This is a genomic window from Aromatoleum aromaticum EbN1, assembly GCF_000025965.1.
Classification (GTDB): Bacteria; Pseudomonadota; Gammaproteobacteria; order Burkholderiales; family Rhodocyclaceae; genus Aromatoleum; species Aromatoleum aromaticum.
Genome location: NC_006513.1, coordinates 2,130,434 through 2,144,178 on the forward strand (window position 1 = coordinate 2,130,434; position 13,745 = coordinate 2,144,178).

Genomic DNA, 13,745 nt, shown 5'->3' on the forward strand with positions numbered 1-13,745 from the left:
GCGGCGCGTGCGGCGGCGCTCAGCGCCCCGCATGCGGCTGGTGCTGAGTCTGCAGGTGCGCGGCGACGTGGCCGTGGACGGGCTTGACCAGCGTCTGCGGCAGCAGCGAACCGGCGATCATGCCGGCGATGCCTGCGATCATGCCGGCGAAATGCGGCGGGAGCGTTGCATCGGGAGCGGCGATCTCGAGCAGCACCCACACGACGAGGCCGGCCAGAATCGACCCCAGCGCCCCTTGCGTGCTGGCGCGCTTCCAGTACAGGCCGAACGCGAGCGGCACGAAAGCGGTCGCGAGCGTGACCTTGTACGCGTTTTCGACCATGCCGTGGATCGTCTCCTCGGTGTGCGTCGCGTACCACGTGATCAGCAGCGCGAACACGACGACGACGATCCGCGTGAGGAGCAGGAACTGGCGATCGACCAGGTGGGGCAACGTGCCGCGCAGGATGTTCTCGGAAAAAGTCACCGAAGGCGCGAGCAGCGTGCCCGAAGCGGTGCTCATGATCGCCGACAGCAGTGCGCCGAAGAACATCACCTGAGCGAACAGCGGCGTGTGCGCGAGGATCAGCTGCGGCAGGACGTGCTGGCTGTCGCTTTGCTGGTAGCGGGCGACCAGTTCGGGGTCGATCAGCGCCGCCGAGTACGCGATGAACAGCGGCACGAATGCGAAGAGAAAGTAGCCGGAGCCGCCGAGCAGCGTGCCGCGCACGGCGATCTTCTCGTCGCGTGCCGAGTTCAGCCGCTGGAACACGTCCTGCTGCGGGATCGAGCCGAAACCCATCGTCAGGATGCCGGCGAGGAAGGCGATGATGTCGGCCGGATCGAGCGCGGGCAGGAAGTTCAGCTTGCCGGCGGCGCTCGCGTGCCCGATAACGGTGCCGACGCCGCCCGCCATGTCGCCGACCAGCCAGGCGATGTAGAACAGCCCGGCGATGATGACGATCATCTGCATGAAGTCGGTCAGCGCCACCGACCACATGCCGCCGAACAGCGTATACACCAGCACCACCGCGGCGCCGATCATCATCCCGGCTTCGTTCGAGATCGCGCCGTCGGAAAGGATATTGAACACCAGGCCGAGCGCGGTGATCTGCGCTGCGACCCAGCCGAGGTAGGAGACGACGATCGCGATCGAACACAGCACTTCGACGGTGCGCCCGTAGCGCAAGCGGTAGTAGTCGCCGAGCGTCAGCAGGTTCATGCGGTACAGCGGGCGCGCGAAGAACAGGCCGACGAGGATCAGGCACAGCGACGCGCCGAACGGATCGGACCACAGGCCGCGCAGGCCTTCGTCGATGAACGTCGCGGAAATGCCGAGCACGGTTTCCGAGCCGAACCATGTCGCGAACACCGTCGCGGTGACGATGTACAGCGGCAGGTGGCGCCCGGCGGCGACGTAGTCGGCAGTGTTCCTGACGCGCGTCGCCGCGTACAGCCCGACGCCGATCGAAACCAGCAGGTAAGCGATGACGAAGCCGATCAGCATGGGCGGATTCTTCCGGGGACGTGGATTGAGCGGGCCGAAGTTTAGCAACGAATTTCGTCGCAGGGCCGCTCGAATCGATCCGGATTCGCGCCCGCTCGCGCCGACGGACGGGCCGACGACTGTGCCGGCGATTAGGCCGACGATTGGGCCGGACTTCGTCGTCCCGTCCCGGCGTCCGGAAGTGCGCTGTGATCAGCCGTGCAACGGCCCGTGCTCGCGCCGGCGGCTCGCAGTCGCGAGCGTGTCGAGGATCACGTCGATCCCGCCGTCGAGCACGGCGTCGTCGATCACCAGCGGCGGCGCAAAGCGCAGCACGGTGTGGTGCGTGTCCTTCGTCGCGATGCCGCGCGCGAGCAGCAGTTCGGCGCCGGTCGCGGCGTCGAGGATGCGCGGGTCGAGCTCGATGCCGACCAGCAGGCCGCGCCCGCGCACCGCCTTCACGCACGGCGGCGCACCGTCGGCGAGCCGGCGCATCAGGTGTTCGCCGAGACGCGCGGCGTTTTCCCACGGCCGCGTTTCCTCGAGCAGATCGAGGACTTCGAGCGCGACAGCCGCGCCGAGCGGATTGCCGCCGAACGTCGAGCCGTGGTCGCCGGGGTGGAGCACGTCCATCACTGCGGCGTCGGCGAGGAACGCTGACACCGGCAGCAGGCCGCCGCCCAGCGCCTTGCCGAGGATCACCCCGTCCGGATGCACGCCTTCGTGTTCACACGCGAGCAGCCGGCCGGTGCGTCCGAGCCCGGTCTGCACTTCGTCGACGACCAGCAGCACATTGTTGCGGCGGCAGATTTCGGCGCAGCGCGCCAGATAGCCGTCGGGTGGCACGATGATGCCGCCTTCTCCCTGGACCGCCTCGACGAGGAAAGCTGCGGTGTCCGGCGTGATCGCCGCTTCGAGCGCGTCGGCGTCGGCGTACGGGACGAGCGTGAAGCCGGGCGGGAACGGGCCGAAGCCGTCGCGGTACTGCGCTTCCGACGACATGCCGACGATCGCGATCGAACGGCCGTGGAAGTTGCCTTCGCAAGCGATGATCCCGGCGCGGTCCGGCGCGACGCCCTTGACCTTGTACGCCCACTTGCGCACTGTCTTGAGCGCGGTTTCGACGGCTTCGAGGCCGGTGTTGACCGGCAGTGCCCGCTCGTAGCCGAACATCGTGCACAGCCGCTCGAGCAGCAGCGGCAGGCGGTCGGTCGAATACGCACGCGACGTCAGCGCGAGGCGCTGCGCCTGGTCGTTGAGCGCGCGCAGCAGGCGCGGGTGGCCGTGACCGAAGCTCACCGCGGAATACGCACTCATCATGTCGAGGTAGCGCCGCCCCTCGACATCCCACAGCCAGACGCCCTGACCACGGTGGAACACCACCGGCAGCGGCGCGTAGTTGTGCGCGCCGAAATGCTGTTCCTTTGCGCGCAGCAGCGCCGTGCCCGGGCCGAGCGCGGCGCCGGCGAATTCGGCAATCCAGGCGGCCCCTGCGCCGAGCGGATCGAGTCCGGGCACGTATTCGACGATCTCGAGCGCCGCGAAGTCGGGGCACGCGCGCAGCGCGAGCAGCGCGTCGGAAAGCTCGTCGGCCGCGAGGCCGCCGCTTTCGAGGCAGGTCACCGCCGGAAAGCTCGTCGGATCGAGCGCGTCGAGATCGAGCGTGACGCCGAACGCAGCCGTATTGCGCCGCACGACGCCGAGCGCGTCGGAGAACACTGCCGACAGCCCCCGCTCGCGGATCGTCGCCATGTCGAAGATCGTCACGCCGAGCCGCTGCAGGCGCTCGAATTCTTCCGGCTCCCATGAGCGCGCGCCGATGATGCAGACGTTGTGCGGGTCGAGGCGCGGGCCGGGAATGGCAGTCAGCAGCGAGTCGCCTTCGCCGAGCACTGCCGCGAGCGGCATGCCGTGGATGTTGCCGGAATGGGTGCTGGCGCCAGTGTGGCTGTCGAGGTGGGCGTCGATCCAGATCAGCCCGAGCGTGCCGCGCGTCGCGACGCGGCTGGCGATCGCCGGCCAGGTGCCGATCGCGATTGCATGGTCGCCTCCGAGGATCAGCGGGAAACGCGCCGGGTTGAGCGCGGCGAGCTGGTGGGCGACGCTTCGCGCGAGACCGGCGACGCTCTTCAGCCGTTCCTCCATCGACGCTCCCGGCGCCACCGAGTCGTGCGGCAGCAGCGTCTGCTCCCATGTCGCGGTGATGCCGAGGCCGCGCAGCCGCCCGACGAGGCCGGACGCCTGCAGCGCCGCCGGGCCGGCGTCGGGGCCGCTTGCGGGCGCGCCGAGCGCCGAGGCGACACCGAGGATGCTGACAGCGCCATGCGTCGCGGAGTCGTTCGAGATATGAAGCGGGGCTGAATGTGTCATGACATCCTCCCATACCGCAGCTGCGGACGAACAAGTCGAAATGCCTGACGGTTCGACGTGGGCGGCAGGGATTCGTTCAGCCGCTGCAGTGCGTGGCGCGGCGTCGACCGCGCCGCGGCTCGCGGCCGGGCTGCTCAGGCGAAGCCGCGGTACAGCTCGATCGTGACGATTGCCGTGAGCAGCAGCGCGACGACGGCGAGCAGGCGTCCCTGGAAGCGCTGCGCCGCGGTGAGGCGCTCGAGCTGCTCGCGCTGGACGGCGTGGTGCAGCGTCGGCTCGACCAGGGCCTGGTGCATCAGGCGCGGCAGCTGCGGCAGCGTGCCGGCCCACGCCGGTGCCTCGTTGCGCACGCCGTGCAGCAGCGCGCGCCAGCCCATGCGCTCATCCATCCAGCGCTCGAGGAACGGCTTCGCGGTCTTCCACAGATCGAGGTCCGGATCGAGCTGGCGGCCAAGGCCTTCGATGTTCAGCAGCGTCTTCTGCAGCAGCACGAGCTGCGGCTGCACTTCCATCTCGAAACGGCGCGCGGTCTGGAACAGGCGCAGCAAGGTCTTGCCGAACGAGATGTCCTTCAGCGGGCGGTCGAAGATCGGCTCGCAGACCGCGCGGATCGCCCCTTCGAACTCGTCGACGCGGGTGTGCGCAGGCACCCAGCCGGCTTCGATGTGCGCGCGCGCGACGCGGTTGTAGTCGCGCTTGAAGAAAGCGAGGAAGTTCTGCGCGAGGTAGTTCTTGTCGACTTCGGTCAGCGTGCCGACGATGCCGAAGTCGAGCGCGATATAGCGTCCGTCGGCATGCACGAAGATGTTGCCCGGATGCATGTCGGCGTGGAAGAAGCCGTCGCGGAACACTTGCGTGAAGAAGATCTCGACGCCGGCGCGCGACAGCCGCGACAGGTCCGTGCCCTGCGCGCGCAGCGTCGCGAGCTGCGAGATCGGCACGCCGTGCATGCGCTCCATGACCATCACCGACTTGCCGCACCAGTCCCAATAGACTTCGGGCACGACGAGGAGCAGGGAGTCCTTGAAATTGCGCCGCAGCTGCGAACAGTTGGCCGCTTCGCGCATCAGGTCGAGCTCGTCGTGCAGGTATTTGCTGAACTCGGCGACCACTTCGCGCGGCTTGAGCCGCCGGCCTTCGACCCACAGCCGGTCGAGCAGCATCGCCGCGGTCTCGAGCAGCGCGAGGTCGTGCTCGATGACGCGCTCGATGCCGGGGCGCAGGATCTTGACCGCGACTTCGGTGCCGTCGGGCAACCGGGCGAAATGCACTTGCGCGACCGAAGCGGAGGCGACCGGGGTGCGGGCGAAATCGACGAAGACGTCGTCGACCGGCCGCCCGTAGAAGTCCTCGAGGACTTTCAGTGCCTGCTCGGTCGGGAACGGCGGCACGCGGTCCTGCAGCAGCGCGAGCTCGTCGGCGAGGTCGGTCGGCAAGAGGTCGCGGCGTGTCGACAGCATCTGGCCGAACTTGACGAAAATCGGGCCGAGCGACTCGAGCGCCTGGCGCAGTCGCACGCCGCGCGGCGCCGACGGGCGGCGCCAGAAAAACACGACGTGCCACAGCCGCAGCAGCCGGCCGCTCGGATCGGCGTCGAGCACCATCTGGTCGAGGCCGAAACGCAGGCCCACGGTGACGATCTTGGCGAGGCGGAACAGGCGCACGGGAGGGGGTGAAAGAGGGAAACCGCGGACTTTAGCCCGAAAGGCGGGGCGGCGAAAGGCACAATCGGGCGCAACCGCGCGCGAACTGCGAAGCGCGGCGGGTCCGGTGGGGCCGATCCGTTATAATTCAGCCCTTTTACGATTTCCCGAGTGCCATGAGCGCCGATTCGAAAGTACAACTCACCGCCTTGCTGCGCGCCGCGCTCAAGAGCATCGCGCCGGAACTGGCCGATACGCCGATCCACCTCGAACGACCGAAACAGGCCGGCCATGGCGATTTCGCGACGAACCTCGCGCTGCAGCTCGCGAAACCGCTGCGCCGCCGCCCGCGCGAGCTCGCGGAGTTGCTGCTCGCCGAGCTGCCGCGCTCGACGCTGGTCGCGGCGACCGAAGTCGCCGGCGCCGGCTTCATCAACTTCACGCTCGCCGCCGGCGCAAAGACCGCAGCGGTCGGCACGGTGCTCGAGCGCGGCGCCGAGTTCGGCCGTGGCGCGCGCAACGGCACCAGCGTGCAGCTCGAATTCGTCTCGGCGAACCCGACCGGCCCGCTGCACGTCGGCCACGGCCGCGGAGCGGCCTACGGCGCGTCGCTCGCCGCAGTGCTCGATTTCGCCGGCTCGGACGTGACTCGCGAGTACTACATCAACGACGCGGGTCGCCAGATGGACATCCTCGCGCTGTCGACGTGGCTGCGCTATCTCGCGCTGTATGGCCTCGACATCCCGTTCCCGCCGAACGCCTACCAGGGCGACTACGTCGTCGACATGGCGCGCGCGATGCGCGAGGGGCACCAGGACCGCTTCGCCGGCTTCACAATCGAACAGGTGCTCGAGGGCGCCCCGGGGCTGCCGGTTGCCGAGCGCAAGGACGACGAAGCGAAAACGCAGCGCGAGGACCACCTCGACATGCTGATCGCGAACGCCAAGCGGCTGCTGGGCGAGGACTACCATTTCGTGCACGGCTTCGCGCTCAACGAGCAGCTCGGGGACGGGCGCGACGACCTCGAAGAGTTCGGCGTGCATTTCGACAAGTGGTTCTCGGAGAAGAGCCTGTTCGACACCGGGCTCGTGGATCGCGCGGTCGCGGAGCTCGAGAAGCGTGGCCACGTGTATCTGCAGGACGGCGCGAAGTGGTTCCGCTCGACCGCGTTCGGCGACGAGAAGGACCGCGTCGTGCAGCGCGAGAACGGGCTGTACACGTATTTCGCGTCGGACATCGCGTACCACCTGAACAAGTACGAGCGGGGCTACGACCGGATCATCGACATCTGGGGCGCCGACCACCACGGCTACATTCCGCGCGTCAAGGGAGCGATCGCCGCGCTCGGCCTGCCGCCGGAAAAACTCGAAGTCGCGCTGGTGCAGTTCGCGGTGCTGTATCGCAACGGCCAGAAAGCGTCGATGTCGACGCGCTCGGGCGAATTCGTCACGCTGCGGGAGCTGCGCCGCGAAGTCGGCAACGACGCGTGCCGCTTCTTCTACGTGCTGAGGAAGAGCGACCAGCACCTCGATTTTGACCTCGACCTGGCGAAAAGCCAGAGCAACGAGAACCCGGTGTATTACGTGCAGTACGCGCATGCGCGGGTGTGCTCGGTGCTCGAGCAGTGGGGCGGCGAGGCGGCTGAACTGCGTGCCGCGCAGCTCGATCTCCTCGGGAACGAGCGCGAGCTCGCGCTGTGCGCGCGCCTCGGCGGCTTCCCCGAGCTGATCCAGAACGCCGCGGCGGACCATGCGCCGCACCAGATCGCGTTCTACCTGAAGGACCTCGCCGCGGAGTTCCACAGCTGGTACAACGCCGAGCGCATGCTCGTCGACGATCCCGCGCTGCGCCTGGCGCGGCTCGCGCTGGCGACGGCGGTGCGGCAGGTGCTGGCGACTGCACTGGCGCTGCTCGGCGTGTCCGCCCCGCAGTCGATGTAACGCCCCAACGTCCGGAGAACCCCGTGAGCCGCGCCCCCAAGTCCCGACCGACAACCCGCCGCCCGCCCGCGAAAAGCGGCGGCGGGGTGATCGTCGGCATCTTCATCGGCCTGATCCTCGGCGCCTTGTTCGCAGCCGGTGCCGCCTGGTGGTTTACCCGCTCGTCGCCTTTCCAGACGCCGCAAGGCAGCGTGCCGAGCCGTGTGCCGTCGGCGCCGGACCAGCCGCCGGTGTCGTTGCCGGGCAAGCCCGGCGACCGCCCTGTCGTCAAGCCCGACTTCGAGTTCTACAAGATCCTGCCGCAGGGCAACGGCGCGCCTGCCGAAGTCCCGCCCGCCCCGCCCGTACCCCCCGTCGCCGAACGACTGTATCTGCAGATCGGCGCTTTCGAGAATCCCGCCGAAGCCGACAACCTCAAGGCGAGGCTCGCGCTCGCCGGCATCGAGGCGAGCGCGCAGCGCGCGCAGCTGGCTGATGGGCGCACGATGCACCGCGTGCGGATCGGCCCGTTCGCCAAGCCGGAAGACATGAATCCGGTGCGCACGCGGCTCGCCGATGCCGGCTTCACCGGGACCGTCGTGAAAGCCAGCCCCTGATTCGCGGCTTCATGCCGCCGGCACGGGCGTTCGCGGGAACGTCCGCCCGCCGCCGCCGTCCGAAACCCTGTCATCAACCCGGGAGCAATGCATGAATCGTCGTCTCGCCCTCAAGCAACTCGCCGCGCTCGGCGCGCTGTCCACGCTGGGCGCCTCCGCCTCCGTCTTCGCCCAGCGGGAGGCTTTCCAGACGCTGGGTACGAAGGTGCCCACCGAAGTCGCAGGCAAGATCGAAGTGATCGAGTTCTTTTCGTACGGCTGTCCGCACTGCCACGACTTCGAACCGCTGCTCAACGGCTGGGCGAAGAAGCTGCAGGGCGACGTGAATTTCATCAAGGTGCCGATCACGTTCAATCGTCCCGAATGGACGGCGCTGGCGCGGCTCTATTACACACTCGAAGCGATGGGCCAGGCCGAAGAGAAAGGGGCGGCGGTGTTCGCCGCGATCCATGACGAGAGGAAGCCGTTGCACCGGGAGGACGTGCTGATGCAGTGGGTCGCCGGCTCGGGACTCGACAGCAAGCAATTCAGCGACACCTACAAGTCGTTCGGCGTGCAGTCGAAAGTGCAGCGCTCGAACCAGATCGCGGCGGCCTACAAGGTCAGCGGCGTGCCGATGATGGCTGTCGACGGCCGCTACACCGTGTCCGCGAGTTCGGCGGGCGGATTCGAGCAGATGCTCAAGGAAGTCGACCAGCTGATCGCGCGCTCGCGCAGCGAGCAGAAAAAAAGCTGACTTTCGTCACGACCCGCAACCCCCCGGCCGACCCGCGCGGCCGGATAACCCTACGGGGTAAAAGCTTCTTTCGCCGCGCGTCCGATCCGGGTATCGTTTTCGACGGAAGCGGGTCGGCGCCCGTATGACGCCGCATTGCACAGCCCGTCTTCGACAAACGGAGGCAGCGATGCAGTCACTTCAGGCGGAGGTCGACGCCGCGCAATTCGACGCGGTTCTGGAACAGATCGCGAACAAGTTGCCGGCCGACCAGGCGGCGCTCATCGAGCCGTTCGCGCGGCGATGGCTCGGCCAGGTGGCCCCGGAGGATCTCGCCGACCGTTCGGTCGACGACCTGTACGGTGCCGTGGTCAGCCACTGGCAGTTCGTGCGCAAGCATCGCGGCGGCACGCGCTTGCGCGTATACAACCCGAAGCTCGAAGAGCACGGCTGGGAATCCACGCATACCGTCGTCGAAATCGTCAATGACGACATGCCGTTCCTCGTCGACTCGATCACGATGGAAGTCAACCGGCAGGGGCTCACGCTGCACCTGATCATCCATCCGGTGATGCGTATCCTGCGCGACGAAGCGGGCCAGTACCTCGGGATTGCGGAAGACGGCGACACGCACGGGCATTACGAGTCGATCATCCACGTCGAGGTCGACCGGCGCACCGAAGCGGACGACGTGGACGCGCTGCGCAGCGGGCTCGAGCGCGTGCTCGCCGATGTGCGGGCGGCAGTCACCGACTGGCCGGCGATGCAGCAGCGCGTGGTCGAGATCATCCAGGGCATCGAGCAGGACCCGCCGCCGGTCCCGCCGGACGAGATCGCGGAGACGGTGGCTTTCCTGAAGTGGCTGCTGGACGAGAACATCGTGCTGCTCGGCTGCCGCGACTACGAGCTGGTCGCCGCCAACGGCGACAGCGAACTGCACATCCGGCCCGGCTCGGGGCTGGGCTTGCTGCGAGAGCGTCCGGGAGAGAACGTGTCGCGTTCGTTCGCCGCGCTGCCGATGAACCTCAAGGCGACGCTGCCGAATCTGCCCGTGCTGCTGACCGTGACCAAGTCGAACACGCGCTCCACCGTGCATCGGCCGGGGTTCATCGACCGGTTCAGCGTCAAGGTGTTCGACGAGAACGGCCGCGCGCGCGCCGAGCGCCGCGTGATCGGGCTGCTGGCGTCGACCGCGTACAGCACCAGCCCGAGGCTGATTCCGTTCCTGCGCCGCAAGGTCGCCGCGGTCGTCGAGCAGGCGGGTTTGCTGCCGAAAAGCCATGCCGCGAAGGCGTTGCTGACGATCCTCGAGCGCTACCCGCGCGACGAGCTGTTCCAGATCTCGACGGAGGATCTGTACCACCAGGCGATGGGCATCCTGCGGCTCGGCGAGCGCCAGCGCACGCGCCTTTTCGTCCGCACCGACCCGTTCGCGCGTTTCGTCTCGTGCCTGATCTACGTGCCGCGAGAGCACTACAACACCGACCAGCGGCTGCGCATGCAGGCGGTGCTGATGGAAGCCTTCAACGGCAGCAGCGCCGAGTTCGACGTGCAGTTTTCCGAATCGGCGCTGGCGCGCGTTCTGATCATCGTGCGCACGCGCGACTCGACGATTCCGCCGTTCGATGTGCACGAACTCGAGCAGCGGCTGGTGCGGGCGACGCGGCGCTGGGAGGACGAGTTGCAGCGCGCGATCCTCGAGCACTGCGGCGAGGAGCGAGGCATGGCGCTGCTGCGCCGCTACGCCGACGGTTTTCCGGCCGGCTACCGCGAGGAATACGCGCCGCGCGTCGCGGTGTTCGACATCGAGCAGATGGAAGCGCTTGCCGATGACCGCGACCTGGCCATGAGCCTCTACATCCCGCTCGAAGCCCCGCCTGGGCGGCTGAACTTCAAGATCTACCGTGTCGGCGCGCCGGTGCCGCTGTCGCAGAGCCTGCCGATGCTCGAACGCATGGGCGTGCGCGTCATCGACGAGAAACCCTCGGAGATCGAGCGCCAGGACGGGCGCTGCGTGTGGATCCACGACTTCGGGCTGTCGTACGCGGGCGCCGAGGAGCTCAACCTGGACCGGTTGCGGGCACTGTTCCACGACGCTTTCCTGCACGCCTGGCGCGGCGAGATCGAGAGCGACGACTTCAACCGCCTGACGCTGCTCGCCGGGCTCACGTGGCGCGAGATCGTCGTGCTCCGCGCCTACGCCAAGCACATGCGCCAGGCCGCCTTCACGTTCAGCCAGGCGTACATGGAGCAGACGCTCGCGGCCCACCCGAAGCTCGCGCGGCAACTGATCGACCTGTTCGCGCTGCGCTTCGACCCGGCGCGCGGCGGCGAGCGCGAGGCGCAGGCGGCGGCGCTCGTCGCAAGCATCGAGGAGGCGCTGAACAACGTCGCCAACCTCGACGAGGACCGTATCCTGCGGCAGTTCCTCGCGATGGTGCTGGCGACGCTGCGCACGAACTACTACCAGCGCGCCGCCGACGGCGGGCCGAAGCCGTACCTGTCGCTGAAGCTCGATCCGCGGCGCATCCCGAACCTGCCGCAGCCGCTGCCGATGTTCGAGATTTCGGTCTATTCGCCGCGCTTCGAAGGCGTGCATCTGCGCGGCGGGCGCGTCGCACGCGGTGGCCTGCGCTGGTCCGACCGCATGGAGGACTTCCGCACCGAAGTGCTCGGCCTGGTGAAGGCGCAGATCGTCAAGAACGCAGTCATCGTGCCGGTCGGCTCGAAAGGCGGCTTCGTCGTCAAGAACCCGCCCGTCGGCGACCGTGAGGCGCTGCTGGCTGAAGGTGTCGAGTGCTACCGCACGTACCTGCGCGGCCTGCTCGACGTGACCGACAATCTCGTGCAGGGCCGGGTCGTGCCTCCCGTGGATGTGCTGCGCCACGACGAGGACGACCCTTACCTTGTCGTCGCCGCCGACAAGGGAACGGCGACGTTCTCCGATCACGCGAACGCAGTGGCGGCCGAATACGGCTTCTGGCTCGGCGATGCGTTCGCCTCCGGCGGCTCGGCGGGCTACGACCACAAGAAAATGGGCATCACTGCGCGCGGCGCGTGGGAGTCGGTCAAGCGCCACTTCCGCGAACTCGGGCTGAACACGCAGGAACAATCGTTCACCGTCGTCGGCATCGGCGACATGTCCGGCGACGTATTCGGCAACGGCATGCTGCGTTCGCCCAGGATCCTGCTCGTCGCCGCGTTCGACCACCGCCATATCTTCATCGACCCGACTCCGGACGCCGAAACCTCGTTTGCCGAACGCGAGCGCCTGTTCGCGCTGCCGCGCTCGTCGTGGGACGACTACGACAGGGCGTTGATCTCGGCAGGCGGCGGCGTGTGGTCGCGCCATGCGAAATCGATTCCCCTGTCGCCGCAGGTGCGCGAGGCGCTCGACATCGAAGCCGAGATACTGTCGCCCGCCGAGCTGATCCGCGCGATCCTCACCGCGCCGGTCGCTCTGCTCTACAACGGTGGCATCGGGACGTATGTCAAGGCGACCAGCGAGACTGACGCTGCGGTCGGCGACCGGGCGAACGACGCGGTGCGTGTCAATGGGGCGGCGCTGCGCTGCCGCGTCGTCGGCGAAGGCGGCAACCTCGGCGTCACGCAGCTCGGGCGCATCGAATACGCGCTGCGCGGCGGCAAGATCAACACCGATGCGATCGATAACTCCGGCGGCGTCGACTGCTCGGATCACGAGGTGAACATCAAGATCCTGCTCGACAGCGTCGTCGCCGAAGGCGACCTGACCGACAAGCAGCGCAACGCCCTGCTCGTCGAGATGACCGACGAAGTCGCCAGCCTCGTGCTGCGCGACAACTACGGCCAGACGCAGGTGCTGTCGGTGACGCGCTCGCGGGGCGGGGCGCTGCTCGGCGAACAGGCCGAATTCATCCGCCGGCTCGGCCATGCGGGGCGCCTGAACCGCAAGCTCGAGTTCCTGCCGATGGACGAGGAGATTGCCGAGCGGGCGCTCAAGCAGATCGGCCTCGTCGCGCCCGAACTCGCGGTGTTGCTCGCGTACAGCAAGATCGAGCTGTTCGATGAAGTCATCGCCTCCGACGTGCCGGAGGACCCGTACATCTCGGCCGCGCTGAAGAACTATTTCCCGAAGCCGCTGCGCGATCGCTACGCGGCGCAGATCGAGCGCCACCCGCTGCGGCGCGAGATCATCGCGACGCATGTCGTAAACAGCATGATCAACCGCGTCGGACCGACTTTCGTCAGCCGGCTGCACGGCGAACTCGGCGCGACGCCGGCGGAAGTCGTGCGGGCGTACATGGCGAGCCGCGAAGTGTATGGCCTTGTGCCGACGTGGCGCGACATCGAGTCGCTCGACAACGTCGTCGCCGACGCGGTGCAGACCGAGATGATCCTCGAGTCGGTGCGGCTGATCGAGCGCGGCGCGGTGTGGTTCCTGCGCCGCCGCAACTGGATTGCCGACCTGCGGGCGACGCTCGACTACTTCTCGGCGGGGGCCGCGGAATTGTCGGCCGGGCTGCGCGACTTCATCCAGCCGGCGTATCGCGAAGTCCTCGACGCCGTTGCCGCAGACTTCATCGAGAAAGGTGTTCCGGCGCCGCTCGCGCATCGCATCGCGTCGCTCGACGAGCTGTATTCGGCGCTCGATCTCGTCGAAGTCGCGGCGGAAACCGGGCGGCCGGAAGCGACCGTGGCGCGCGTGTATTACGCCCTCGGCGACCAGCTCGACCTGTACTGGCTCGGGCTGCAGATCTCCGCGTTGCCGGCCGAATCGCGCTGGCAGGGGCTCGCGCGCAGCGCGCTGCGCAACGAGCTGTCGAACCAGGCGCGCATCCTCGCGGCCGAAGCGCTCAGGCATTGTCCGGGCGTCGAACAGCCCGAAGTGGTGATCGCTGCATGGGAATCCCGCAACCGCAGCAACGTCGAGCGTTACCGGCATCTCCTCGCGGACGTGAAGACCGCCGCGCAGACCGACATGTCGATGCTGTCGGTGCTGTTGCGCGAGCTGCGCAACATGAGCTGAAGAGCGCC

7 protein-coding genes are annotated in these 13,745 nt (G+C 68.0%); 4 read left to right on the forward strand and 3 right to left on the reverse strand.

Going from position 1 to position 13,745, the window contains the following annotated elements; all coding sequences use genetic code 11:
- Positions 1-19: 19 nt before the first annotated feature.
- The 3 genes from EBN1_RS10100 to ubiB form a co-directional block, all read right to left on the reverse strand.
- Positions 20-1,486: a high affinity choline transporter 1 gene (locus EBN1_RS10100; protein WP_011237857.1), complete on the reverse strand. Its 1,467-nt coding sequence runs from the start codon at positions 1,484-1,486 to the stop codon at positions 20-22.
- Between the two features lie 192 nt (positions 1,487-1,678).
- Positions 1,679-3,835 (reverse strand): ornithine--oxo-acid transaminase, encoded by a 2,157-nt coding sequence (gene rocD, locus EBN1_RS10105; RefSeq protein ID WP_083782959.1) that lies wholly within the window; start codon positions 3,833-3,835, stop codon positions 1,679-1,681.
- Between the two features lie 134 nt (positions 3,836-3,969).
- Complete coding sequence (gene ubiB, locus EBN1_RS10110) at positions 3,970-5,499, reverse strand: ubiquinone biosynthesis regulatory protein kinase UbiB (protein WP_011237859.1); 1,530 nt, start codon at positions 5,497-5,499, stop codon at positions 3,970-3,972.
- Positions 5,500-5,654: 155 nt separating this feature from the next.
- Between ubiB and argS the strand changes: the two genes are divergently transcribed.
- The 4 genes from argS (at position 5,655) to EBN1_RS10130 (ending at position 13,737) form a co-directional block, all read left to right on the forward strand.
- The gene (gene argS / locus EBN1_RS10115) at positions 5,655-7,418 is read left to right on the forward strand and encodes an arginine--tRNA ligase (protein ID WP_011237860.1); all 1,764 of its coding nucleotides are present in this window, start codon (positions 5,655-5,657) and stop codon (positions 7,416-7,418) included.
- A 23-nt stretch (positions 7,419-7,441) separates the two neighbouring features.
- The gene (locus EBN1_RS10120) at positions 7,442-8,014 is read left to right on the forward strand and encodes an SPOR domain-containing protein (protein ID WP_011237861.1); all 573 of its coding nucleotides are present in this window, start codon (positions 7,442-7,444) and stop codon (positions 8,012-8,014) included.
- A gap of 91 nt (positions 8,015-8,105) precedes the next feature.
- Positions 8,106-8,750, forward strand: a complete 645-nt coding sequence (locus EBN1_RS10125) for a thiol:disulfide interchange protein DsbA/DsbL (protein WP_011237862.1) — start codon at positions 8,106-8,108, stop codon at positions 8,748-8,750.
- A 169-nt stretch (positions 8,751-8,919) separates the two neighbouring features.
- Positions 8,920-13,737, forward strand: coding sequence for an NAD-glutamate dehydrogenase (locus EBN1_RS10130; protein WP_011237863.1), 4,818 nt, complete (start codon positions 8,920-8,922; stop codon positions 13,735-13,737).
- Positions 13,738-13,745 lie beyond the last annotated feature (8 nt).

Coding starts and splice junctions, on each gene's coding strand:
- argS (WP_011237860.1), top strand. CDS start 5,655: ATGAGCGCCGATTCGAAAGTACAACTCACCGCCTTGCTGCGCGCCGCG.
- EBN1_RS10130 (WP_011237863.1), top strand. CDS start 8,920: ATGCAGTCACTTCAGGCGGAGGTCGACGCCGCGCAATTCGACGCGGTT.
- EBN1_RS10100 (WP_011237857.1), bottom strand. CDS start 1,486: ATGCTGATCGGCTTCGTCATCGCTTACCTGCTGGTTTCGATCGGCGTC.
- rocD (WP_083782959.1), bottom strand. CDS start 3,835: ATGACACATTCAGCCCCGCTTCATATCTCGAACGACTCCGCGACGCAT.
- EBN1_RS10125 (WP_011237862.1), top strand. CDS start 8,106: ATGAATCGTCGTCTCGCCCTCAAGCAACTCGCCGCGCTCGGCGCGCTG.